This is a genomic window from Streptomyces sp. R302 (genome assembly GCF_012927245.1).
Classification (GTDB): domain Bacteria; phylum Actinomycetota; class Actinomycetes; order Streptomycetales; family Streptomycetaceae; genus Streptomyces.
The window spans coordinates 28,892-51,732 of record NZ_JABBGE010000018.1 but is presented as its reverse complement, the minus strand read 5'-3'; the positions used below and the strand labels follow the sequence as shown (position 1 = coordinate 51,732).

The window sequence follows — 22,841 nt, the reverse complement described above, 5'->3', positions numbered from 1 at the left end:
CGACGGTGCTGACCGCGGGCGGCACCGGGGCACACGCCGCCTGCCGTCGCGGTGAAGACATCCCGAACCTCCCCTGACAGCCTCCGGCTTGGACGCCGAACGCCGGCGACGCCCAGGCTGGCGGCGGGAGGCCGACCGCACCCAGGGCAGTCGACGACGCCGGTCCGATGGCTCTGGCGTGCGCCGGCGAGGCCCGAGGCGTGGAACCGGCGAGGGCCTGGCCACGTTCGATGTAGTGGAAGATCACGCGAAAGGATGGCAAGCACATGATCACGCTCACCAAGGAAGACGGCCCGGCGGACCTGGACGGGGTGACCCACATGTCCATCGGCGTGTCCTGGGACCCCACGGCCGGCAGCAGCGGCGGCCCGATGGGCCTGCTCCGTCGCAAGAAGGGCACCGATCTCGACCTGATCGCCATCGCGATGCACGGGGAGGATCCGGTGCGTCTCGCGGGGCTCGACTCGCTGGATCCGCTGGGCAACGGCTCCCTGGTGCACAGCGGCGACAACCAGACCGGGCACGGCGACGGCGACGACGAGACGGTGACGGTCGAGTTCGCGAAGATCCCGCCCCACATCACGTCCATCGTGTTCGTCGCGGCCGCCTACAAGAAGGGCAGCTCCTTCCAGAAGGCGCGCAACATCAGCTTCAAGGTGTACGACGCGACCGGCGGCAGCACTCAGCAGGTCGCCGACATCTGGCCGAGCATGCTCACCCAGGACAACGGCTGCGCCGTCGCCAAGGCCATGCGGGTGGGTGATGCCTGGAAGCTCCAGGTGATCAACGAGATGGGAAAGATCAAGCAGGGCGACGATCAGGCCCTGATGCGTTTCGCCGTCAGTAAGTAGTCGCCTTCGGCCTCGGAACGTGGCCCGCTCCCGGCCACCTGCGGCGAGACTCCATGGACGCCCACACCGTCTGGCGAGGGCGGATGGATTGCCCGATGGGACATTGAGGCTCTGTCACATCCTCAGGACATCACGATGATATGGGAGCGGACAGCGATCGGCGTCACGCCGAGCACGATGTCGTGGCCGTAATTGTGACCAGCGGGTCTTCGTGGGAAGGCGGTCGGGGCTCGAAACTGTCGACGTCGATATCGAGGGGGGAAGGGGACGGAGACCTGTAGCCGGTCACGGTGGATGCCTGTGGCGACGTAGGGCCACAGCTCGGAAGTCACGGTCCCCATCCCCACCTCGCGCAGGCGGATTTTTCTGATATGCCCCATCGTGGCAACGAGAGAGGCGCGGTGGGGCTTTGCTCGGCCCCCCGCCGGCCGTTTGGCAGCACGGGAGACCGACGTGATCAAGAAGCTCGCATCCGTGCCGCCAGGTGTCATCGGTTTCGAGACCTCCGGCAAGATCCCCGCGGAGGACTACCGCGACACCGTCCTGCCGGCGGTGGTCGAGGCCGCGCGGGCCGGTGACGTCCGTTTCCTGCTCATCGTCCGGGACTTCGACGGCATGTCGAGCGGCGCGCTGTGGCAGGATCTCAAGGTCGGTGTGGAGCACCTGCGAGCGTGGAAGCGCGTCGCACTGGTCACCGACCTCGAATCGATGACCCACCTGACCTCCTTCTTCGGGTGGATGACCCCCGGCGAGACGAAGACCTTCCCGCTGGCCGAGCAGGAGGAGGCCCTCGCCTGGGTCACCGGCTGACTCCGCCCGGGCGGCCCGCCGTCCTCGGCGCGCGCAGGGCCTGCCGCCTGTCCCCTGGGCGGGTGTCCCACACGGGCGGCTCTCCGGCGGGCCGGGCGGAGGTGGTGTCCGTAGCGTGAGGGCATGCCGACAGCGACGGTCCGCCGGGCGGGCGACTGGGCGCGCGACCGCGCCGCCTGCGTTCCTCCCTCGCCCGGGGCGCCTGGGAGTGGATCGAGCGGCACGGACGGATCACCACCGAGGATCCGGGCGGACGCCGCTTCGGGCGCCTGGGGTGCGGGTGTGCATCGGCTTCCCGGTGGGCTCTCCCTGTGCGGGGAGCGGTGGATGGAGATCGCCGACGGCACGTTCGCCGCCGGCCGGGCACCCTGACGGTCGGACTGCTGCCCGGCATGGAGCTGGGGCCCTCGCCCGCCCTGGAGTGCCGGAAGGCCGTCGACGACTGTTCGCCGTGCGGAGGACGTGTGAGGCGACACAAGCGCAGCAGCACTCACGAGCGACAAGGTGACGCCAGATGGGTTCGAGCGTTCTCGGACCGGCTTCGTAGCCGCGATGCAGGTCTGCACTTCACTGCAGTTTTCCGAGTCGAATGGCAACGCTCGGCTGGCGGAGCCGTTGGTACCGCATCTTCGGGAGAAGCAGGGCGGCCTGTGCGACTTCTCGCCGAGAGCCTGGCCTCGCAGCGCAGCGTTCTGCGCTGCGAGGCCACCGAGCAGGACATCAACCACGAACTACGCCACCGCCTGCCGTGGACGATCGACGGCGTCGAGATCATGTGGGCAGCCGTGACCGTCAGCGCGGACGAGCACGCACGCACCTGCGCGGAGCGCATCGCCCGGTTACGAAGCGAGGAAGAGCTCGCAGAACTGGCACGCGATCAGCTCTCTGCCCGGATCCGGTTCATGCAGGACGAGATCCTGCGCACGCCGGCCACCGCCCGCCTCTACCTGATGCTGGAGCAGGCCGGACAGGAGCTACCTCCTGGGACCGACGTCGATGCCCTCGTGAAGGCCGTCCAGCAATGGCATTCCCGGGGGCGGGCGACCTCCTGCGTACTCTGCGTGCCCTGTTCTTGGAGTGCGGAGAGAAGAAACTGGCCGAGCAACTCCCCATCGAGGAAACGGATCCGGAAGCCGGGCACCGGACGTGAGGCCGACGGATGACGGCCGACTGGTTCTGATACGGATCTTGCTCTCCACTCGAACGAGCTGGCAGGCGTGGCAGGTGATGCGGCAGGAGCCGCATACGCTCAGCTTTGACGCCGCATGGCGGCGTGCCCGGATCAAGGCCCATCCTGAGGAGGCCCCGTATCTGATGCACGGGCACACGGCAGAGCCTCACGAGTGAGGAGGTGGGGCAGCCGGGCCGTCAACTCGTCGTCAGAGTTTGAGTCCACTGCGGAATTCGAGTCGCTCCTGTACGAATCCGGCTGGCAGCCGATCGAACTCGGTCCCCCGGAAATCTGCAACCTCGACAAGGTTCTCAACCTGCGGGTCAAGCCCGCCGCGAGCTCGCAGAGCGGATCTGAACCTGATCGGAGCGTCACGTCCGCAACCCCATGAGCTGGGTAATCATGGCATTGGGGTCATTTCGTAGGTGGCAGATTCGCCTACGCGCCAAGTATCTCTCTGATTTCTTTCTCAGGAGGGTCAAAGCTATCTGGCATCACCGCAGGTCAGGAACGTGGACCAGTGCCAACCAGAAGTCTTGGTCACAACCCCGCGTCCGCCGCTGACCCGCGTCCGCCGCTGAACCCCGCCCCGGTCGGCCGCGCCCGGGATGCCCGCCGCCGCGGCCGCGGGCAGGCTGGTGCTTCGGACTGCGCTCGTGGGCGAGAGGGTCGGGTGAGGAAGCCATGGGTGGTGCGCACCGGGGCGGTACGGCCGACGGAGCAGGGGCCCGCGAGAGGGACCTCGCGGTCGCGCGGTTCTTCGCGCGGCTCGCCCTGCTCGCGGCGGTCGGCTCGCTCGTCGTGCTCGTGCTCGCCCTCGGCGAGGGCGGTCTCCTCGTGGTCGGGGCCGGGCTCCTCGGGCTGATCCTCTGCGCCGCCGGCGTCTGGTGGTTCCTCGCCCACCGGGGCCCGCTGCGGCTGCTGGGGGCGCTCCTCCTCGTCCTCGCCCCGGTCGGGGTCGTGGTGCTGTACGTCTGGGACGGGCTGTGGCTGACGGCCCTCGTCCTGTGCCTGTGCTGGGGGCTCGCCCTGTTCTGCGCCCGGGCCGCGCTGCGCCGCTCCAGGCCGGAGAAGCCGCAGCCGACGACCCCGGCGGCCCGGCCCCGCAGACCCGTGCTGATCATGAACCCGAAGTCGGGCGGCGGGAAGGTCGGACGCTTCGGTCTCGTCGAACGGGCGGAGGAGCTGGGCGCGCGGGTCATCCTGCTCGACCCGTCCGCGCCGGCCGACGTCGCCGCCCTGGCGCGACAGGCCGTCGCCGACGGCGCCGACCTGCTCGGCGTCGCGGGCGGCGACGGCACCCAGGCCCTCGTCGCGGCCGTCGCCGCCGACCACGACCTGCCGTTCCTGGTGATCTCCGCCGGGACCCGCAACCACTTCGCCATGGACCTCGGGCTCGACCGGAACGACCCCGCGCGCTGCCTCGACGCCCTCACCGACGGCGAGGAGCTCCGGATCGACCTCGGCGACGTCTCGGGGCGGGCCTTCGTCAACACCGTCTCCTTCGGCGTGTACGCCGACGTCGTGCAGCGGCCCGAGTACCGCGACGACAAGGCCGGTACGGCGCTCAGCCTCATGCCGGACCTGCTCGTCGGCGACGGCGTACGACGGCTCGACTCCCTCGTCGACGGAGCCCGCCTCGACGACCAGCAGGCGCTGCTCGTCAGCAACAACCCGTACTTCTCGCCCGACGAACTCAGCGGCGCCGGCCGCCGCCCCCGGCTCGACGACGGCGAGCTGGGCGTGCTCGGGATCCGGGTGGAGGACGCGGCCCAGGCCGCCGACCTGGCCGTACGCGGTTCCCAGTCCACCGGCCTCACCGTCCTGAGCGCCCACCGCGTGGAGGTCACCGCCACCGACACGGAGGACATCCCCGTGGCGGTCGACGGCGAGGCCCTCCGCATGCCCACCCCCGTCGTCTGCACCCTCCGCCCCGGCGCCCTTCGCGTCCAGGTCCCCCGCGACCGCCCCGGCGTCGTACCGCCCCCGCCCGCCGTCGACTGGCGCCGCATCCTCGACCTCGCCCTCGGCCGCGCCGAGAGCCCCCCGACCGGGTGACCGGACCCGACGCCGGGGACGGCCCCGGAGCCCGGCTCCCGTACGTCGGCCTCCCGGACGCCCGGGGCGCGGTCGTGCCGTCCGTCCCGCCGTGCGAAGCTCGTTCCATGAACCCCGCCCATACGACCGGCGCCCACGGCGCCGCCGTCCACTACGGGAACCCCGACGCCCCGCACGTCCTCCGCGTCTTCCTGGAGCTGCGCGACCGGGGCAGCCGCCGGATGGCCGAGACCCTGCTCGGGACCTTCCGCGCGGGCGCCGACGAGGGGCGCTTCGTCGTCCGGTTCCACTTCGCCGCCGTCCTCGACGACATCGTCGGCGGCCGCGGGTCCCGCTGCGCGGTCGCCGCCCTCGGCGCCGCGAGCGACGAGGGGCAGGGCCTCTTCATGGAGTACCTCGCCGCGCTCTTCGCCGACCAGCCGTACCCGCCCGGCGCCGAGGACCGGTTCGCCGACCCCGCGGCGCTGCTGGACACCGCCGGACGGGTCCAGGGGCTGCGCTCCCCGGACTTCGAGCGGAAGGTCACCGACGGCACCTATCTGCCGTGGGCGGGTCAGGTCGTCGCCAACTTCTCCGAGTTCGGCATCCTCGCCACGCCGGCCGTCCGCTACGACGAGGAGGACCTCCCCGTCGGCGGCCCCGACGACACTCCCGTCGTCACCCCGGCCGAGTTCCTGAGCCGCATCGCCGACTGACCGGCCGCCGACCGACCGACCGGCCGCCGACGGATCGGTCGCCGACCGACCGGTAGCCGGCAGGGCGTGTGCCCCGTGTGCCCCTTCCGTTTGCGGAGCCGGAGCAGCCGGGTTTGAGTGTGGAGGACCCCCCACGCCCTTTCAGGAGCACAGACATGTCGATGGCGTTCGGTTCCTCCTTCGGCCCCTCCGATCCGTTTGGCGACCTGCTGAACCGCTTCTTCGGAATGTCCCCGGCGTCGTCGCCGCCGGCCGTCCAGCGGGTCCCCATCGGCCGTCTCCTCACCGAGTCGTCCCACGAACTCCTCAACACGGCCACGACCAAGGCGGTCGCCGACGGCACCGCCGACCTCGACACCGAGCACCTCCTGTGGGCCTGCACCCAGGTCGAACCCACCCGCCGTCTCCTCGCCCGTTCCGGTGTCGACCCCGACGAACTCGCCGACAAGATCGCCAAGGTGCTGCCGCACGAGGCCGTGGAGCCCTCCGCCGAGCCGGGCCTCACCCCCGCCGCCAAACGGACCCTCGCGCTCGCCCACGCCACCTCGCAGGCCGCCGGCGTCTCCTACATCGGCCCCGAGCACATCCTCGGCGCCCTCCTCGGCGACGCCGACTCGGGCGCCTCCCGCTTCCTGCGCGCCGAGGACCTCGACGTCTCCAAGCTGCGCGGGGTGACCGACCAGGCCGCCCGCGGCGGCGAGGCCACCGCGCCCGCCGCGCCCAAGCAGCCCGCCACCACCCTCGACGAGTTCGGCCGCGACCTCACCGAGGAGGCGAAGGCGGGCAGGCTCGACCCGGTCGTCGGCCGCGCCGAGGAGATCGAGCAGACCGTCGAGATCCTCTCCCGCCGCTCCAAGAACAACCCCGTCCTCATCGGCGAGCCCGGCGTCGGCAAGACCGCCATCGTCGAGGGTCTCGCCCAGCGGATCGTGGCCGGGGAGGTCCCCGACACCCTCAAGGACAAGCGGGTCGTCTCCCTCGACCTCTCCGGCATGGTCGCCGGCGCCCAGTACCGCGGCCAGTTCGAGGAACGCCTCAAGAAGGTCATCGAGGACGTCCAGAAGTCCGAGGGCGACATCATCCTCTTCATCGACGAACTGCACACGGTCGTGGGCGCCGGCGCCACCGGCGAGGGCTCCATGGACGCCGGCAACATGCTGAAGCCCGCCCTCGCCCGCGGCGAGCTGCACGTCGTCGGCGCCACCACCATCGACGAGTACCGCAAGTACATCGAGAAGGACGCCGCGCTCGAACGCCGCTTCCAGCCCGTCCTCATCCCCGAGCCGACCGTCGAGGAGACCGTCCAGATCCTCGAAGGCCTCCGCGACGCGTACGAGGCCCACCACCAGGTCCGGTTCGCGGACGGCGCCCTCGCGGCGGCCGCCGAACTGTCCGACCGTTACATCAGCGACCGCTTCCTGCCCGACAAGGCCATCGACCTCATGGACCAGGCAGGCGCCCGCGTACGGCTCCGCAGCGCGGGGCGCTCCACCGAGGTGATCAGCCGCGAGGACCGGCTCGCCAAGCTGCGCCGGGAGAAGGACCAGGCCGTCGCCGCCGAGGAGTTCGAGAAGGCCAAGCAGCTCAAGGAGGAGATCGCCGAGGTCGAGGGCGAGCTCGCCGGCATCGAGGAGCGCCGCGAGGGCGTCGTCTCCGTCACCGCCTCCGACATCGCCGACATCGTCTCCCGCCGCACCGGCATCCCCGTCAGCCAGCTCACCACCACCGAGAAGGAGCGCCTCCTCAAGCTGGAGCAGGAGATGCACGACCGGATCGTCGGCCAGGACGAGGCCGTCACCGCCGTCTCCGAGGCCGTCCGCCGCAACCGCGCCGGCATGGGCGACCCCGACCGGCCCGTCGGCTCCTTCCTCTTCCTCGGGCCCACCGGCGTCGGCAAGACGGAACTCGCCAAGACCCTCGCCGAGCTGCTCTTCGGCGACGAGGACCGCATGATCCGCTTCGACATGAGCGAGTTCCAGGAGAAGCACACCGTCGCCCGGCTCGTCGGCGCCCCGCCCGGATACGTCGGCTACGAGGAGGCCGGCCAGCTCACCGAGAAGGTCCGCCGCCAGCCGTACAGCGTCGTCCTCTTCGACGAGGTGGAGAAGGCCCACCAGGACGTCTTCAGCACCCTGCTCCAGGTCCTCGACGACGGGCGCCTGACGGACGGCCAGGGCCGTACCGTCGACTTCCGCCACTGCGTCGTCATCATGACCTCCAACATCGGCGCCCACCGGATCCTCGCCCACGAGGGCGACGCGGCCGAGCTGAAGGACGAGCTGATGGAGGACCTGCGGGGCCGCTTCCTGCCCGAGTTCCTCAACCGCATCGACGACATCATCGTCTTCCACAGCCTCACCGAGAAGGACCTCACCGAGATCGTCGAGCACCTCCTCGACCGCAGCAAGCACCGGGTCCACGCCCAGGGCATGACCCTGGAGGTCACCGAGGCCGCCACGAAGCTCCTCGTCGCCCACGGCTACCAGCCCGAATTCGGCGCCCGGCCGCTGCGCCGCACCATCCAGACCGAGCTCGACAACCGCATCGCCTCCCTCCTCCTCGGCGGCGAGGCGGAACCCGGCGACACGATCGTCGCCGACGTCATCGACGACTCCCTCCACTGCACGATCCGCAAGGGCGGCCCCGCGGCCGCGGAGACGGCCGCCGCCGCGGCCTGAACGGCGAACGGCCCCCGCCTCCTCGTGAGGCGGGGGCCGTTCGCCGAGCGGTCGACGGCGTGTGTTCACAGGTCAGTCAGCCCGTAGGCTCGATCACGACCTTGAGGTGCTTCATGATCGGCTGGTCGCTCTGGGTGCTGTAGTCGCCCAGGGCGCACAGCACGTTCATCTCCGGCATGTACCCCGCCGCGCAGCCGCGTGGGATGTCGTACGGCACCGCCAGATAGCCGTGCACCGAGCGCCGGCTGCCGTCGCGGGCGGTCGCGGTGATGTCCACCGGGGCGAGCTCCGTGATGCCCCGCTCGCGCATGTCGGCGCGGTTCATGAAGACCAGGGTGCGCAGCCCGCTCACGCCCCGGTAGCGGTCGTCGTCGGAGTAGATCGTGGTGTTCCACTGGTCGTGCGAGCGCATCGTGCCGAGCGCGAGCGTGCCCGGCTCGGGGACGACGTCCGGCAGCGGCGCGGCGGAGAACTCCGCCTTCCCCGACGGCGTGCGGAAGACGAGCTCGCGCGCGGGCTGCTTGATGCGGAAGCCGAGCGGCAGCCGCACCCGCCGGTTGAAGTCCTCGAAGCCGTCCAGGACGCGGGCCATCGTGTCCCGGATCCGGTCGTAGTCCTCCACGTACCAGGCCCACGGCGTCGTGCTGTCCGGGAGCGCGGCCCGCGCCATGCCCGCGACGATCGCCGGCTCGGAGAGGAGGTGCGCAGACGCGGGCTTCTTCATGCCGCGCGAGAGGTGGACCATGCTCATCGAGTCCTCGACCGAGGTGGCCTGTTCGCCCTTGCGCTGGTGGTCCTTCTCGGTGCGGCCCAGGCACGGCAGGATCAGCGCCCGCCGGCCGTGCACCACATGGCTGCGGTTGAGCTTGGTGCTCACCTGGACGGTCAGCTCGCAGTTCCGCAGCGCCTCGTACGTGACGGGGGTGTCGGGCGCGGCGAGCGCGAAGTTGCCGCCCATGCCGACGAAGACCTTGACGTCGCCGCGGCCCATCGCCTCGATGGTGCGCACCGTGTCCAGGCCGTGGGCGCGCGGCGGGTCGATGCCGCAGACCTCGCCGAGCCGGTCGAGGAAGGCCGCCGTCGGGCGGTGGTCGATGCCGCAGGTGCGGTTCCCCTGGACGTTGCTGTGGCCGCGTACGGGGGACGGGCCCGCGCCCTCGCGGCCCAGGTTGCCGCGCAGCAGCAGGAGGTTGACGATCTCGCGGACGGTGTCGACGCCGTGCTCGTGCTGGGTGACGCCGAGGCACCAGCTGACGATCGAGCGGTCCGCCTCCCGGTACACCCGGGCCGCCTTCAGGATCTCCTCGCGGGGGAGTCCGGACTGGAGCTCGATCTCCTCCCAGGGCGTGGCCTCGCACACCGCCCGGTACTCCTCGAAGCCGGCCGTGTGCCGCTCGATGAACTCCGGGTCGAGCGCCTTCGGATCGGACGCCGACTGTTCGAGGACCGCCTTGGCCATGCCCCGTACGAGGGCCATGTCGCCGCCGATCCGCGGCTGGAGGTTGAGCGTCGACGTCCTGGTGGCGCGGAAGGTCGCCATGTCCCTGAAGTCGTGCGGGATGATCGTCCGCGTGGCGGCGGCCTCCACCAGCGGGTTGACGTGCACGATCTGCGCGCCCCGGTGGTACGCCTCGGCGAGGGCGGTGAGCATCCGGGGCGCGTTGGACGCCGCGTTGACGCCGAGGATGAACAGCGCGTCGGCGGTCTCCCAGTCGGCGAGGTCGACCGTGCCCTTGCCGGTGCCGAGCGACGCCGTCAGGGCCCGCCCGCTCGCCTCGTGGCACATGTTGGAGCAGTCGGGGAGGTTGTTGGTGCCGAGCTCGCGGGCGAGCAGCTGGTAGAGGAAGGTCGCCTCGTTGCCGAGCCGGCCCGAGGTGTAGAACGACGCCTGGTTCGGGTCGTCGAGGCCGCGCAGGGCGCTGCCGACCAGTTCGAAGGCGTCCTTCCAGCCGATCGGCACGTAGTGGTCGGTGCCGGGGTCGTACACCATCGGCTCGGTGAGCCGGCCCTCGTTCTCCAGCGCGTAGTCGGTCCATCCGGCCAGCTCCGTCACCGAGTGGGCGGCGAAGAAGTCCCGCCCGACCCGCTTCCGGGTCATCTCCCAGGTGACGTGCTTGATGCCGTTCTCGCAGATGTCCAGGTGGAGGCCCTTGGTGTCGTCGGGCCAGGCACAGCCCGGACAGTCGAACCCGGTGCGCTCGTGGTTCATCTTCATGATCGCCCGGGGCCCGTCCACGGGGAGGGCGCCCTCCCGGGCCATGAACCGGGTCACGCTCTTGGCGGCGCCCCAGCCAGCGGCGGGATGGTGGTACGGCCGGACCTCCGGCTCCCCGTCGGGAACGGGGCCCACCCGGGGTTCCAGGCCGTCCTGCTGCTTTCGGTCGAGGCTCATGGGCCTGCCACCTTTCCGGCGCACACGGGCGCGAGGGAACGCGTAGGACCCCCTCTCGGCAGGCTATGCGGGGCCGCACCCCGTCGCCATTCGGCCGCGCGGGGGCCCGGTGACGGGCTGCGGGCCCGCGCGGCGGTCGATACGCTGACGCCGATTTGCCCCATTTGACGGGAGTCGCATGGCCGCCCCCCAGACCACCCCCCAGCCCGCCCCCGATCCCACCCCGCACCCCACCCCCGGTGCCTCCCCGCACCCCACCCCCCAGCCCGTCCCCCAGCTTATCCTCGGCCCGCCCGCCAAGGCCGCCCTCTTCCTCACCCTCACCGTCGCGCCCGGCCGGGAGACCGACGTACGCGAAGGGCTCGGCGGCCTGTCCGGGCTCGCCCGCTCCGTCGCCTTCCGCGCCCGTGACGACGCCCTCGCCTGCGTCGCCGGTCTCGCCTCCGACGCCTGGGACCGGCTCGTCGGCGGGCCGCGCCCCCGCGAACTCCACCCCTTCACCCCCCTCCAGGGCCCCCGGCACCGCGCCCCCGCCACCCCCGGCGACCTGCTGCTCCACCTGCGCGCCCGCCGCGCCGACCTCTGCTTCGAACTGGCCCGGGTCGTCCTCGACGGCTTCGGGGACGCCGTCACCGTCGTCGACGAGGTCCACGGCTTCACCTACTTCGACGACCGCGACCTCCTCGGCTTCGTCGACGGGAGCGAGAACCCCACGGGCCCGTCCGCCGCCGGCGCCGTCCTCGTCGCGGACGAGGACCCCGGCTTCCGCGGCGGCAGCTACGTCGTCGTGCAGAAGTACCTCCACGACCTCACCGCCTGGAACGCGCTCTCCACCGAGGAACAGGAGCGGGTCATCGGCCGCTCCAAGGCCGACAACGTCGAACTCCCCGACGACGTCAAGCCGTCCGACTCGCACGTCGCCCTCAACACCGTCGAGGACGAGGACGGCGAGGAGCGGCAGATCGTCCGCCAGAACATGCCGTTCGGACGGCTCGGCGCGGGCGAGTTCGGCACGTACTTCATCGGGTACGCCCGCACCCCCGCCGTCACCGAACAGATGCTCCGCAACATGTTCCTCGGCGACCCGCCGGGCAACACCGACCGCATCCTCGACTTCTCCACCGCCGTCACCGGTGGCCTCTTCTTCGTCCCGAGCGCCGACCTGCTCGACGACCTCCCGGCTCCGGAAGCGGCGCGGGAGACCGCCCCCGAGCCCGCGGCCGAAGCCCAAGCCGTCCCCGCAGTCGCACCCGCAGCCGTACCCGTAGACCCCGCTGCCGCCGCCGTCGGCCTGGGCATCGGGAGCCTGAAAGGAGTACCGGCGTCATGACCAGCAATCTGCACCGCGAACTCGCCCCCATCACCCCCGCCGCCTGGGACGAGATCGAGGAGGAGGCCCGCCGCACCTTCCGCCGCACCGTCGCCGGCCGCCGCGTCGTGGACGTCCCCGACCCCGGCGGCGCCGGCCTCGCCGCCGTCGGCACCGGCCACCTCACCGACCTCGCCGCGCCCGCCGCGGGCGTCCGCGCCCGGCTGCGCGAGGCCCGGCCGCTCGTCGAGCTCCGCGTCCCCTTCACCGTCGACCGCTCCGCCGTCGACGACGTCGAACGCGGCGCCAAGGACTCCGACTGGCAGCCCGTCAAGGACGCCGCCCGCACCCTCGCCCTCGCCGAGGACAGCGTCGTCTTCGACGGCTACGAGGCCGCCGGCGTGCGCGGCCTGCGCGCCGCCTCCTCCAACCTGGTCGTCGCGCTTCCCACCGAACCCCGCGACTACCCCGACGCCGTCAGCCGCGCCCTCACCGCCCTGCGGCTCGCCGGCGTGGACGGCCCGTACGCGCTGCTCCTCGGCGCCGACGAGTACCGGGCCGTCAGCGAGACCTCCGACCACGGCTATCCGATCGCCGCCCACCTCGGCCGGATGCTCGACGGACCGCCGATCTGGGCCCCCGCCCTCACCGGCGGCTACGTGCTCTCCACGCGCGGCGGCGACTTCGAACTCCGCCTCGGCCAGGATGTCTCCATCGGCTACACCCGGCACGACGCCGACACCGTGGAGCTGTACCTCCACGAGACGCTCACCTACTTCACGTACACGGACGAGGCCGTCGTCGTCCTCGGCGGCGCGTGACGGTCGGGCGCGCCTGGTCGTGGCGGTACGCGGTCCCCCGGCTGGCCGGCGCGGGCGCCGTCGGCGCCGCCGCCGGGGCCGTCACGGGCGCGCTCGCCGACACGGCGCTCGGCATCCTCGCCGGGATCGCCGCCGCCGAGACCGTCTTCGTCGTCACCGGCTGGATCGTGCTCTGGCCGATGGACGCCGCCGCCACCCGCCGCAACCTGCGGCGCGAGGAGTTCCGCCCGGTCGTCGAGGAACTGGCGGTGGTCACGGCGGCCCTCTGCGGACTCGTCGCCATCGTCGCCCTGCTCCTCGTCGACTCCGGCTACGACCGGACCGCCGCCGCGACCGCCCTCTGGGGCGTCTTCATGGCCTGGGCCGCGCTCCACCTCATGTACGCGACCCGGTACGCCTACCTGTACTACGCGCCGCCCGAAGGCGGCGTCGACTTCAACTCCGACGACCACCCCCGCTACACCGACTTCCTGTACTTCTCCTACAACCTCGGCATGACGTACCAGGTCTCGGACACCAACGTCTCGGACTCCGGGATCCGGGCGATCGTCCTCCGCCACTGCCTCCTCTCGTACGTCTTCGGCGCCAGCATCCTCGCCACCGCGATCAACCTGGTGGCCGGCATCGTGACAGGCTGACCCGGTGTGCGCCGGGTGTGCGCGTCCCGGCAGACTCGCCCCATGAGCAGCACGCGCCCGCGCCCCGCCCGCCCCGCAGGTTCCACCCCGACCGCCGTCGTCGTCGGCGCCGGTCCCAACGGGCTCGCGGCCGGCGCCCTGCTCGCCGAGGCCGGCCTCGAGGTCACCGTCCTGGAGGCCGCGCCGACGATCGGCGGAGGCACCCGCACCGACGAGGCGATCCTGCCCGGACTGCTCCACGACCACTGCTCGGCCGTGCATCCCCTCGCCGTCGCCTCGCCCGCCCTCCGCCACCTGCGCCTCGACCGGTACGGGCTGAACTGGCGGCTCCCCGAGGTCGACTGCGCCCACCCCCTCGACGACGGCACCGCCGCCGCCCTGTACCGCTCGGTCACCGAGACCGCCGCCGGGCTCGGCGCCGACGCGGCCCGCTACCGGGCCCTGCTGGCCCCCTCGGTACGCCGCTGGGAGGCGCTCTCCGCGGACGTCATGGGCCCGCTCCTGCGCGTCCCCGACCATCCCCTCCTGCTGGCCCGCTTCGGCCTGCCGACCGTCCTGCCCGCCGCCGTGCTCGCCCGCCTCTTCCGCACCCCGGGCGCCCGCGCGCTGTGGGCGGGCGTCGCCGCCCACGCCTACCGCCCGCTCACCGACCCGCTCAGCTCCGCCATCGGACTCGGCATCCTGACCGCCGGGCACGCGGCGGGCTGGGCCGTCGCCGAAGGCGGCTCCCGCTCCATCACCGACGCCCTCGCGGCCGCCCTCCGCGCCCACGGCGGCCGGATCGAGACGGGCGTCAGGATCACCCACCGCTCCCAGCTGCCGCCCGCCGACCTCACGCTCCTCGACCTCGACCCGGCCCAGGTCGCGGCCGTGTACGGCGACCTCCTGCCGTCCCGTACGGCCGCCGCGTACCGCCGCTTCCGGCGCGGCCCCGGCGCCTTCAAGGTCGACCTGGCGGTGGAGGGCGGGGTGCCGTGGCGCGCGGAGGCCGCCCGCCGGGCCGGCACGGTCCACCTCGGCGGCCCGCTCGCCGAGATCGTCCGCGCCGAACGGGACGTCACGGACGGCCGGATGCCGGAGCGCCCCTTCGTCCTCGTCGGCCAGCAGTACCTCGCCGACCCCTCCCGCTCCGTCGGCGACGTCCACCCGGTGTGGACGTACGCGCACGTGCCGCACGGCTACGACGGCGACGCGACCGACGCGATCCTGGCCCGCCTGGAACAGTTCGCCCCCGGCGTCCGCGACCGCGTCGTCGGCCTGCGCGTCACCCGCCCCGCCGACTTCGCCGCCGCCAACCCCAACTTCGCCGGCGGCGACATCCTCACCGGCGCCAAGACCGTCCCCCAACTGGTCCTGGGCGCCCGCCCCGCCCTCGACCCCTACGCCACCGGCCTCCCCGGCGTCTACCTCTGCTCCGCCGCCACCCCGCCCGGCCCCGGCGCCCACGGCATGTCCGGCGCCGGCGCCGCCGCGACGGCCCTCCGCCACCTGGGCATCAGGCCGCCCTGGCGGTGACGCCGACCGTCAGCGCACCCGGCCGCGACCCCCGCACGCCCCCGTGACGGCCCCTCGCGGCCCCTTCCGGCGCGGCGCGCGGGCCGCGGATCCGACGGGTTCCGTCAGGGCGTGTCGGTCAGGCCGAAGGCGTGGCGGGCGTGGGTGAGGAGGGTGCGTACGGCCGGGTTGTGGGCGGGTTTCCAGACCAGGGCGAGGAGGGCCGGGATGTCGACGTCGGCGAGGGGGAGCGCGGTGAGGCGGTCGGCGTAGACCGAAGCCATCGACGCGCTGAGGACGGCGACGCCGAGGCCCCGGGCGGCGAGGTCGGCGATCGCGTCCGCGGCGCCCGCCTCCAGGGCGATCGACGGGCGGAGGTCCTGCTCCGCGCACGCCCGGTCGAGGACCGCGCGCAGGCCGGTGCCCGGGGGCATGCAGACGAGCGGGTGGGCCGTCAGCTCGCGGAGGGCGAGGTGGGGGAGGCCCGCGAGGGGGTGGTCGTGAGGGACGGCCGCGACGATCCGTTCGTCGATGATCGTCAGCGCGTCCAGGCCGTCGGGGGTCGCGGCGGCGGCGCCGATGAGCGCCAGGTCGACGGCGCCGCTCCGGACGCCTTCGGCGAGCCGGTCGGAGTTGTCCTCCTGGAGCAGGACCTCCACCCCGGGATGGGCCGCGTGGAAGGCGGCCAGGGCGTCGAACAGCGGGGTCAGGGTGCAGCCGACGACCATGCCGACCGTCAGTCGGCCCCGCACCAGGCCCGTGACCTCGTCGACCGCCCGGCCGACCGCCTCCGCCGAGGCGAGCGCCGCACGGGCGTGCGCGAGCGCCGCCTCCCCGGCGGCGGTGAGGGCGACGGCCCGAGCCGAGCGGTCGAACAGCTCGGCGCCCAGCTCGTGTTCGAGCCGCCGGATCTGCGCGCTGACGCCCGACTGACTGATGTGCACCCGCTCGGCGGCCCGGGTGAAGTTCCGCTCCTCGGCGACCGCCACGAAGTACTCCAGCTGCCTCAAATCCATGACTGGAAATTCTAGTACGTAGCACCACCATCTGTTGGACTTCTGGCTGACGGCTTGTGAGGCTGGAGGCACCAAGGACGACGCAAACAGCTCAGGAGGAACCCGATGCAGGAGTGCGCGAAGGCCATGCGCCCGGAGGACATCACCCGCCTCTTCGTCGAGCGGTCCAACGCCGGCGACGCCGCCGGAGTCGCCGCGCTCTACGCCGAGGACGCCGTGCTCGCGTACCCGCCCGGCGAGCTGACGGTGGGGCGGGAAGCCATCCGGGCGCTGTGGGAGAAGGTCCTCGCCCACCGGCCCCGCTTCGAGCGGGAGGAGCCGCTGCCCACACTGGTGAACGGCGACATCGCCCTCACCTCGACCCCGCCGAAGGACGGCGCCGGCGCGCGGGCCCAGGTCGTCCGGCGTCAGCCCGACGGCAGCTGGCTGCGGATCCTCGACCAGCCCGAGTTCGTCCCGCCGGCCCGCTGAGCCGGGCGGCGCACGCGCGCGTGGCCGTCACGGACGCCGCCACCAGGGCTCCCGTACGTAACGGCTCTCCGTACTGGTACAGCCGACGCCGTTGGAGATCTCCTCGGACTCCAGGTTCCAGCCGACCACGCCGGTGCCCTTGCGGCTCAGCTCGATCAGACGGGCGTCGGTGGTGCGGGTCCCGTCGGTGACCCGGCAGGCGACGATCGAGGTCCAGGCCTGGCCGTCGAGCGCGGAGGCCAGGAACAGGAGGGGCAGGACGACGGCGGTGAGGATCAGGGCCACGCCCTGCTCCGCGGCCGCGGCCCGGCTCAGCCACGCGGGCGGCCGGTAGTCCGGTGCGCGCGAGGGCCCGTGCGCGGTGCCGTGTCCGTGGTGGGGGCGGCGCCGTCCCGTGCGGTACTCCACCACCACGCCCTTGCGGAGCGCGTACGCGGCGAGGGTCGTGCCCAGGCCCCACCACGGGCCGAAGAGACAGGTGACGATCACGCCGAACGCCAGCGGGTTCAGGATGGCGAGCCCGACCCGGCGCAGATGGGCGAGCCGGCCGCCGCCGAACGGCAGGCCGCCGCGCGCCGCGAAGACGGCGAAGACGACCCGGGACACCACGACCGCGAGGACCGAGCCGAGCAGCGGATCCGTGATCACCATGCCGAGCAGCACGTCCGGCCAGTTCGCCGGCTCCATGCCGACGAACACGTCCCGCACCGCGTCCCCGCCGCCCACCGTGTACGCGACCTTGGCCGCGGGCACGGCGAGCGCCAGGGCGAGGAGCACCGTGTGCCCCGGGCCGCCCTTGCGGTCGGCCCGGCGCTCCTCCGCGAGGTCCGGGTCGACGCGGCTGTCGGCCGCGCCGGTCAGGAGCCGCCGCCCGGCGTGCCGACCGAGAGGACGACGGCGGTGGTACGGCCCAGGGGAGTGGCGTACGCGATGCTGTCGCCGGCCGTGTGGCCGAGCAGCGCCCGGCCCAGCGGACTGTCGGCGGTCACCAGGGCCGGATCGTCCGCGTCGGCCAGCTCGCCGATGTGCAGCGTCGACTCCGAGCCGTCGCCGAACCGCACGCCCACCGTGCTGCCCACGCCGATCGTGTCGGCCGACGGCGCACCGGCGGCCGAGGCCTCCCGCAGCCGCCCCTCGATCTCCGCGATCCGCGTCTCCAGCCGGTCCGCGTCCGTGGCCCGCTGCAACTCGTCGGCCTGATCGGCCCGGTCGCCGGGCTCGTCGGCGTCGTCGAGCGTGGCGGCGACCTTCGCCCGCTCGGCGCGCAGCTCGGACAGTTCGCGGCTCAGAGCCGCGCGGGCGGCCTCGCTGATGGGCTCCGGTCCAGCGGTCATGACTGCTCCCGTCGTGCGGTGGCGGGGACGAAGGACGACGCCTCCCATTCCGACACCACTGCAAAAGCCCGTCAAATCGCACGAAACGTCCGTGTGATGGCCGGGCAGGCCGCGCAGCCCTCCGGGCCCCGGGAACGGAGCCCGGAAATTCCCTGGCGTCCCCGGGGCCGGGCGCGTTAGCGTGCTCGCGATGATCACTCACTCCTCGCACCGATGGGGGGTCCTCACCGCGCACGGAGCGTCCTGATGGGCACCCCCGTGCGGGAGGACACCCGCCTTTCCCTCTGGCGGCGCGTGCGTGCCTACGCCGTGCCGCCCACCATGATCGAGACCGCCACCGCCCGCCGCCTCGCCGGCGACTGGGCCGGTGCCTGCGCCGCCGCGCGCGTCGACCTCGACCTGACCCCCCGGACCCTGGCCCGGACCCACGGCACGGAACTCGCCGCACGCGTGCGTGCCGACCTCCGCCGCCTCGCCCCCGACCTGCTCCGCTGGCATCTCCCCAGGACCGCCCCCGACGGCCTGCTCCGCCCCGGGACGACCGTCACCCTGGCCGTCTACCCGGACCACGAGGCACCCGGCACGCGGGCACAACGCCCCGCCCGCCCCGTCCACCTCGTGGCCCGCACCGCGCCCGCCTGGGCCGACGCCGGACAGCGGATCTCCCTCGCCCTCTGGGACGGGCCGCCCGCCGACCCGCCACCGCGCCGGTGGAGCGCGTACGACCCCGCCGCCGCGCACCCCCACCCGCACCCCAGCAGGCGCTTCCGGCTCGACCTCCACCGCCATCTGTGGGACGCCACCCGCGCCGGGGAGCTCCGCACCCGGTCGGGCGCCGACCTGCTGCCCGCCGTCCCGGCCGCGCCCGACGACCCGCCGGGCCCCGGCTGGGCCGTGGACCGCTGGGCCGCCGAGGCCCGCCTCCTGCTCGCCGCCGAAGGCCGGACCGCCGGCCCCGTCCTCGTACGCCTCGGATCCGGGCAGCGGCTCCTCCTCACCCCGGAGCCGGACGGGCGGGCCCGCACCGAACCCGTACCGGCGGGGCGCGGACGGCACGGGCCCCCGGACGACCCGGCCGGCCGTCCATGGCCGGCCGTGCTCCCCGACGCGGCGACCTGGACCCCGCCCGACCTCGCCCTGCTCCGCGCCGGCCTCGTCACCCCCGGCGAACTGCACCCGCTCGTCGCCGAGGCCCTGACCCCCGGCGGCCGGAACGGCACGGGAACCCGTCCCGGAGGCCCGGGGGACGGGCCGACGTTCGTGGACTGCCGGGGGAGCCGGCACCGCATCGGACTCGTCGACGGCGTCCTCGTCCCGCTCGACCACGACCCGGCCGAGCTCCGCCGCGAGGAACTCCTCGTCGCCCTCTCCGGCACGCCCCTGCCCTGCCTGCGGGCGATCGACGCGGCCCACCGCACACCCGACAGCCTGACGGACGTCCGCGAGCGCCTCGCCCACGGCGACACGGCCGGCGCGTTCGCCGTCGTCGAAGGCCTCCTCGGATCCGGCGCCGTCCTGCGCGACGGCCCCCTCCGCGACGCCCTCGAACGCGCCGCCGAACGGAAGGTCCTGCACGGGCTCTACCGCTCGGGGCTGCGCGCCACCGGCCCCGAGGACGTCCCCGAACCCCCGCCCACACCCGACCCCGGCCAGGGCCACGGCCCGGTCCACCGCCCCCGCGGCACCTGGTTCGGCGCCCGCGAGGCCCGCCGGGCCCTCGGCCACCGCGACCACCCCCGCCACGCACTGGCCCGCTGACCCGAGCCGCCCTCACCCGCCCCCGTCACGGCCGCCCGTCACGGCCCCCGTCGTCGAGCGACGGGCCGCAGCCCTGCCCTGCCTGCCCTGCCTCCCCTGTCCAGACCTGCCGTGCCCAGACCTGCTCTGCCCAGCCCCGCTCTGCCCAGACCTGCCCTTCCCGCCGCCGTGCCCCGGCACGCCCGCACCCACCCCAGGTGATGACACCCATGCGCACCCACACGCCCACGACCACTACGACCGCCACGCCCGTCCCCCACTCCGCCCGGCAACTCGACGTCGCCACCGAGCTCCTCGCCCTCCTCGGCTCCACCCGCACCGAACCCCGCGCCGACGACCAGCTGGAGGCGCTGACGCTGGCGGTCGCCGCCGACCTGCCCGTCCTCCTGTGGGGCGAGCCCGGCATCGGCAAGACCGCGGCGCTCACCCAGCTCGCCGAGGAGCTCGACCTGCCGCTGACCACCGTCATCGCCAGCGTCCACGAACCCACCGACTTCTCCGGCCTGCCCGTCCTCGGCGACGACCCGGCCGTGCGCGGCGTGGCGATGGCACCGCCCGACTGGGCCGTCCGACTCGTCCGCGAGGGCCGGGGCCTGCTCTTCCTCGACGAGCTCTCCACCGCCCCGCCCGCCGTCCAGGCCGCCCTCCTCAGGCTCGTCCTGGAACGCAGGGTCGGCGCCCTCACCCTCCCGCCCGGGGTACGGATCGTGGCCGCCGCCAACCCGCGCGCGTCGGCCGCCGACGGCTGGGAGCTGAGCGCCCCGCTCGCCAACCGCTTCGTCCACCTCCGGTGGACACACGAACACGAGGTCGTCGTCCGAGGCCTCGGCGGCACCTGGCCCCGCGCCACCCTTCCCCGCCTCGACCCCGCACGGCTCCCCGAAGCCGTCGACCGCGCCCGCCGGGCCGTCTGCGGGCTCCTCGGCAGCCGGCCGACGCTCGTCCACCGGCTGCCGGCGGAGGAGACCCGCCGGGGCGGGCCCTGGCCCTCGCCCCGCAGCTGGGACATGACGCTGCGTCTGCTCGCCTTCGCGACCGTCGCCGGCTCCTCCCGCGACGTGCTCTCCCTCCTCGTCCGCGGCACCGTCGGCGACGGCCCGGGCTTCGAACTCCTCGCCTGGCTCGACCGGATGGACCTCCCCGACCCCGAGGAACTCCTCGCCGACCCGGCCGGCGCCGCGCTCCCCGAACGCGGCGACCGCCGCCAGGCCGCCCTCGAAGCCGTCGTGACCGCCGTCCGCGAACGCCCCGACCGGGATCGCTGGGACGCCGCCTGGGCCCTGCTCGCCCGAGCCGCGGAGACCGGCCCGCCGGACCTCGTCGTGGTGCCCGCCACCACGCTCGCCACCCTCCGCCGCGACGACTGGGACGTCCCCGCCGCCATCGAACGCCTCGCGGGTACCGTCGGCCTCTCCCGGCGCGCCGTCCGCCCCGCCGCGACCGTGCGGGGACGCCGATGACCGCCCCTGACGCCTCGGCCGCCTCGGCAGCCGCCTCGGCCTCGTCCGCAGCCTCCTCCGGCGGTGCCTCCGCCTCCTCCTGCGGCGTCTCCTCCTCCGGCGTCTCCTCCTCCGTCGGCGTCGTCGTTCCGGCCGAGGAGGCGCTTGACCGGGACAAGCTGTACGCCGCCCGGCTCTACGCCGTCCGGGTCCGCCCGTACCTCGCCACCGCCCTCTTCGCCCTCCACGTCGTGCCCACCCGGGCCGTCCCCACCATGGCCGTCGACCGCCACTGGCGGATGTACGTCTCGCCGGCCTTCGTCGACAGGACGCCGATGACGGACCTCGGGGGCGTCTGGGTCCACGAGGTCGCCCACCTGCTCCGCGACCACCACGGCCGGGGTGACCGCCTCGCCCGCGACCTCGGCCTCGACGGCCCGGCCGAACGTCTCCGCCTCAACATCGCCGGCGACTTCGAGATCAACGACGACATCTACGGCGACGGCCTCCCGCGCCCCGACGACGCGATCCAGCCAGAGATGCTCGACCTCGCGCCCGGCCTGCTGATGGAGGAGTACGTCCGCGCCGTACGCCTCACCCCGCGCACCTCCGGACTGGCCTGGCTCGACTGCGGCAGCGGCGCCGACGGCCACGCCCGCACCTGGGAACTCGGCGCCGACGGCGCCGACGGCCTCACCCCGCAGGAGCGCGCCGCCGTCGTGTACCGCGTCGCCCAGGGCATCAAGGGCCGCCCCGGCACCGCCCCCGAAGCCTGGCAGCGCTGGGCCGAACAGGTCTGCCACCCGCCCCAGCCCTGGCGGGAACTCCTCGGCGCGGCCCTCGCCGCCGCCGTCTCCGCGGCCGGCGCCGGCGAGGACTACACCTACCGCCGCCCCTCCCGCCGCTCCGCCGCGCTCCCCGGCGTCGTCCTGCCCAGCCTCCGCCGCGTCCCTCCGCACATCGGCGTGGTCATCGACACCTCGGGCTCCGTCTCCGACTTCGAACTCGGCAGCGCCCTCCTGGAGGTCGCCGCCCTCACGCGCGCCGTCGACGGCCGCCGCGACCTCGTCACCGTCGTCGCCTGCGACGCCGCCGCCCACACCGCGCAGCGCCTGTGCGCGGGCGCCGACATCCCCCTCGTGGGCGGCGGCGGCACCGACCTCCGCGCCGGCTTCGCCCGCGCCCTGCGCCTCAGCCCCCGCCCCGACGTCCTCGTCGTCTTCACCGACGGCCAGACCCCATGGCCGGAATCCGCCCCTCCCTGCCGCACGATCGTCGGCCTCTTCCCCCGCCCGCCGGCCTCGGAGCCGGAGGACGAGGAGGTGGACGAGCTGCTGCTCCGGCCGCCGAGCTGGGCGCGGGTCGTGGAGATCGGCTGACCGCCCCGCCCACCCAGGCTTCCTGGCATACGTGTTGGGCCGGAACGACCTTCCCGTGCCGCCATCGGAGCCGACGAGGACGAGCCCCACCGTGGCCGACCCGTCCCGCACCCCCGCCCCCCGTCGCGACGGTCGCCGGGGGCTTCTCGACGCTGCTCGGCCTGGTGCTCCTGCTCTCTTCGGCGTCTCCACCGCGCGCAACGCGTACCGGCTCCTCGCGGCCGACGAGGACGGCGCCGAGCGGCTGACGGTGCAGCTCGCCATCATCGCGCAGGGCGACCCCGGCACGGACGCGGCCCAGGCGCAGACCGCCGGCTTCGCCGACGCGCTGATCCTCTCCGGGACCGCGCTCGCCCTGTGCTCGCACCACCGCACGAGGATCTACGTCCAGGGCGGGCACCGCTCTTCCGGAGGGGGAACGCCCCGTATCGGCTGACCCGGTCCGACGGGAGACAGATGACCCCGGTCTGCCGGGAGGCGGACGACTCCGCTCCCGACGGCCGGGGTCCCTTCCGCCCACGCGCGCG

At 73.8% G+C, this 22,841-nt stretch carries 19 protein-coding genes; 15 read left to right on the top strand and 4 right to left on the bottom strand.

Annotation, left to right across the window (positions count from 1 at the left end; all coding sequences use genetic code 11):
- The first annotated feature begins 266 nt into the window (after window positions 1-266).
- The 6 genes from HHL19_RS36115 (at window position 267) to HHL19_RS36090 (ending at window position 8,263) form a co-directional block, all read left to right on the top strand.
- Entirely contained in the window at window positions 267-851 is a 585-nt protein-coding gene (locus tag HHL19_RS36115; protein ID WP_169094654.1) for a TerD family protein, read from the top strand.
- A gap of 453 nt (window positions 852-1,304) precedes the next feature.
- Window positions 1,305-1,661, top strand: coding sequence for an STAS/SEC14 domain-containing protein (locus HHL19_RS36110; RefSeq protein ID WP_169094653.1), 357 nt, complete (start codon window positions 1,305-1,307; stop codon window positions 1,659-1,661).
- Window positions 1,662-2,311: 650 nt separating this feature from the next.
- Window positions 2,312-2,824 (top strand): hypothetical protein, encoded by a 513-nt coding sequence (locus tag HHL19_RS36105; RefSeq protein WP_169094652.1) that lies wholly within the window; start codon window positions 2,312-2,314, stop codon window positions 2,822-2,824.
- Between the two features lie 692 nt (window positions 2,825-3,516).
- Complete coding sequence (locus HHL19_RS36100; RefSeq protein WP_169094651.1) at window positions 3,517-4,890, top strand: diacylglycerol kinase family protein; 1,374 nt, start codon at window positions 3,517-3,519, stop codon at window positions 4,888-4,890.
- Between the two features lie 107 nt (window positions 4,891-4,997).
- Window positions 4,998-5,585 carry a thioredoxin domain-containing protein gene (locus tag HHL19_RS36095; RefSeq protein WP_169094650.1) on the top strand — a complete coding sequence of 196 codons (588 nt, stop codon included), beginning with the start codon at window positions 4,998-5,000 and terminating at the stop codon, window positions 5,583-5,585.
- Between the two features lie 155 nt (window positions 5,586-5,740).
- Complete coding sequence (locus HHL19_RS36090) at window positions 5,741-8,263, top strand: AAA family ATPase (protein ID WP_169094649.1); 2,523 nt, start codon at window positions 5,741-5,743, stop codon at window positions 8,261-8,263.
- 76 nt (window positions 8,264-8,339) lie between these two features.
- Here HHL19_RS36090 and HHL19_RS36085 read toward each other — a convergent pair whose 3' ends face one another.
- Window positions 8,340-10,655 carry an FdhF/YdeP family oxidoreductase gene (locus HHL19_RS36085; RefSeq protein WP_169094648.1) on the bottom strand — a complete coding sequence of 772 codons (2,316 nt, stop codon included), beginning with the start codon at window positions 10,653-10,655 and terminating at the stop codon, window positions 8,340-8,342.
- Window positions 10,656-10,833: 178 nt separating this feature from the next.
- Here HHL19_RS36085 and HHL19_RS36080 point away from each other — a divergent pair, with 178 nt between their 5' ends.
- The 4 genes from HHL19_RS36080 to HHL19_RS36065 are packed head-to-tail and all read left to right on the top strand — an operon-like array spanning window position 10,834 to window position 14,938.
- A complete protein-coding gene (locus tag HHL19_RS36080) occupies window positions 10,834-11,985 on the top strand; it encodes a Dyp-type peroxidase (RefSeq protein WP_169094647.1) in 1,152 nt (383 codons plus the stop codon).
- On the top strand, window positions 11,982-12,785 hold the full coding sequence (locus HHL19_RS36075; RefSeq protein ID WP_169094646.1) for a family 1 encapsulin nanocompartment shell protein: 804 nt from the start codon (window positions 11,982-11,984) through the stop codon (window positions 12,783-12,785). The genes HHL19_RS36080 and HHL19_RS36075 overlap by 4 nt, the downstream gene beginning before the upstream one ends.
- Window positions 12,782-13,423 carry a DUF1345 domain-containing protein gene (locus HHL19_RS36070; RefSeq protein WP_169094645.1) on the top strand — a complete coding sequence of 214 codons (642 nt, stop codon included), beginning with the start codon at window positions 12,782-12,784 and terminating at the stop codon, window positions 13,421-13,423. Before HHL19_RS36075 ends, HHL19_RS36070 begins: the two co-directional genes overlap by 4 nt.
- A 42-nt stretch (window positions 13,424-13,465) precedes the next feature.
- Entirely contained in the window at window positions 13,466-14,938 is a 1,473-nt protein-coding gene (locus tag HHL19_RS36065; RefSeq protein WP_169094644.1) for an NAD(P)/FAD-dependent oxidoreductase, read from the top strand.
- A 104-nt stretch (window positions 14,939-15,042) separates the two neighbouring features.
- Here HHL19_RS36065 and HHL19_RS36060 read toward each other — a convergent pair whose 3' ends face one another.
- A complete protein-coding gene (locus HHL19_RS36060) occupies window positions 15,043-15,933 on the bottom strand; it encodes a LysR substrate-binding domain-containing protein (protein WP_169094643.1) in 891 nt (296 codons plus the stop codon).
- A 105-nt stretch (window positions 15,934-16,038) separates the two neighbouring features.
- Between HHL19_RS36060 and HHL19_RS36055 the strand changes: the two genes are divergently transcribed.
- A complete protein-coding gene (locus HHL19_RS36055; RefSeq protein ID WP_169094642.1) occupies window positions 16,039-16,404 on the top strand; it encodes a nuclear transport factor 2 family protein in 366 nt (121 codons plus the stop codon).
- Between the two features lie 27 nt (window positions 16,405-16,431).
- On the opposite strand, the gene HHL19_RS36050 is transcribed toward HHL19_RS36055, so the two are convergent.
- Both HHL19_RS36050 and HHL19_RS36045 read right to left on the bottom strand, forming a co-directional pair.
- On the bottom strand, window positions 16,432-17,265 hold the full coding sequence (locus HHL19_RS36050; protein ID WP_169094675.1) for a hypothetical protein: 834 nt from the start codon (window positions 17,263-17,265) through the stop codon (window positions 16,432-16,434).
- Complete coding sequence (locus HHL19_RS36045; RefSeq protein ID WP_169094641.1) at window positions 17,262-17,738, bottom strand: GreA/GreB family elongation factor; 477 nt, start codon at window positions 17,736-17,738, stop codon at window positions 17,262-17,264. Before HHL19_RS36045 ends, HHL19_RS36050 begins: the two co-directional genes overlap by 4 nt.
- Before the next feature lie 246 nt (window positions 17,739-17,984).
- On the opposite strand from HHL19_RS36045, the gene HHL19_RS36040 reads away from it, so the two are divergent.
- The 4 genes from HHL19_RS36040 to HHL19_RS36025 all read left to right on the top strand — a co-directional run bounded on the left by HHL19_RS36040 (window position 17,985) and on the right by HHL19_RS36025 (window position 22,750).
- On the top strand, window positions 17,985-19,496 hold the full coding sequence (locus tag HHL19_RS36040) for a hypothetical protein (protein WP_240982085.1): 1,512 nt from the start codon (window positions 17,985-17,987) through the stop codon (window positions 19,494-19,496).
- A 209-nt stretch (window positions 19,497-19,705) separates the two neighbouring features.
- Window positions 19,706-20,956: an AAA family ATPase gene (locus HHL19_RS36035; RefSeq protein WP_169094639.1), complete on the top strand. Its 1,251-nt coding sequence runs from the start codon at window positions 19,706-19,708 to the stop codon at window positions 20,954-20,956.
- On the top strand, window positions 20,953-22,314 hold the full coding sequence (locus tag HHL19_RS36030; protein WP_169094638.1) for a VWA-like domain-containing protein: 1,362 nt from the start codon (window positions 20,953-20,955) through the stop codon (window positions 22,312-22,314). Before HHL19_RS36035 ends, HHL19_RS36030 begins: the two co-directional genes overlap by 4 nt.
- Before the next feature lie 91 nt (window positions 22,315-22,405).
- Entirely contained in the window at window positions 22,406-22,750 is a 345-nt protein-coding gene (locus HHL19_RS36025; protein ID WP_169094637.1) for a hypothetical protein, read from the top strand.
- The last annotated feature ends 91 nt before the right edge of the window (window positions 22,751-22,841 follow it).

Coding starts and splice junctions, on each gene's coding strand:
- HHL19_RS36115 (WP_169094654.1), top strand. CDS start 267: ATGATCACGCTCACCAAGGAAGACGGCCCGGCGGACCTGGACGGGGTG.
- HHL19_RS36100 (WP_169094651.1), top strand. CDS start 3,517: ATGGGTGGTGCGCACCGGGGCGGTACGGCCGACGGAGCAGGGGCCCGC.
- HHL19_RS36095 (WP_169094650.1), top strand. CDS start 4,998: ATGAACCCCGCCCATACGACCGGCGCCCACGGCGCCGCCGTCCACTAC.
- HHL19_RS36090 (WP_169094649.1), top strand. CDS start 5,741: ATGTCGATGGCGTTCGGTTCCTCCTTCGGCCCCTCCGATCCGTTTGGC.
- HHL19_RS36085 (WP_169094648.1), bottom strand. CDS start 10,655: ATGAGCCTCGACCGAAAGCAGCAGGACGGCCTGGAACCCCGGGTGGGC.
- HHL19_RS36080 (WP_169094647.1), top strand. CDS start 10,834: ATGGCCGCCCCCCAGACCACCCCCCAGCCCGCCCCCGATCCCACCCCG.
- HHL19_RS36075 (WP_169094646.1), top strand. CDS start 11,982: ATGACCAGCAATCTGCACCGCGAACTCGCCCCCATCACCCCCGCCGCC.
- HHL19_RS36065 (WP_169094644.1), top strand. CDS start 13,466: ATGAGCAGCACGCGCCCGCGCCCCGCCCGCCCCGCAGGTTCCACCCCG.
- HHL19_RS36060 (WP_169094643.1), bottom strand. CDS start 15,933: ATGGATTTGAGGCAGCTGGAGTACTTCGTGGCGGTCGCCGAGGAGCGG.
- HHL19_RS36055 (WP_169094642.1), top strand. CDS start 16,039: ATGCAGGAGTGCGCGAAGGCCATGCGCCCGGAGGACATCACCCGCCTC.
- HHL19_RS36045 (WP_169094641.1), bottom strand. CDS start 17,738: ATGACCGCTGGACCGGAGCCCATCAGCGAGGCCGCCCGCGCGGCTCTG.
- HHL19_RS36040 (WP_240982085.1), top strand. CDS start 17,985: ATGGGCACCCCCGTGCGGGAGGACACCCGCCTTTCCCTCTGGCGGCGC.
- HHL19_RS36035 (WP_169094639.1), top strand. CDS start 19,706: ATGCGCACCCACACGCCCACGACCACTACGACCGCCACGCCCGTCCCC.
- HHL19_RS36030 (WP_169094638.1), top strand. CDS start 20,953: ATGACCGCCCCTGACGCCTCGGCCGCCTCGGCAGCCGCCTCGGCCTCG.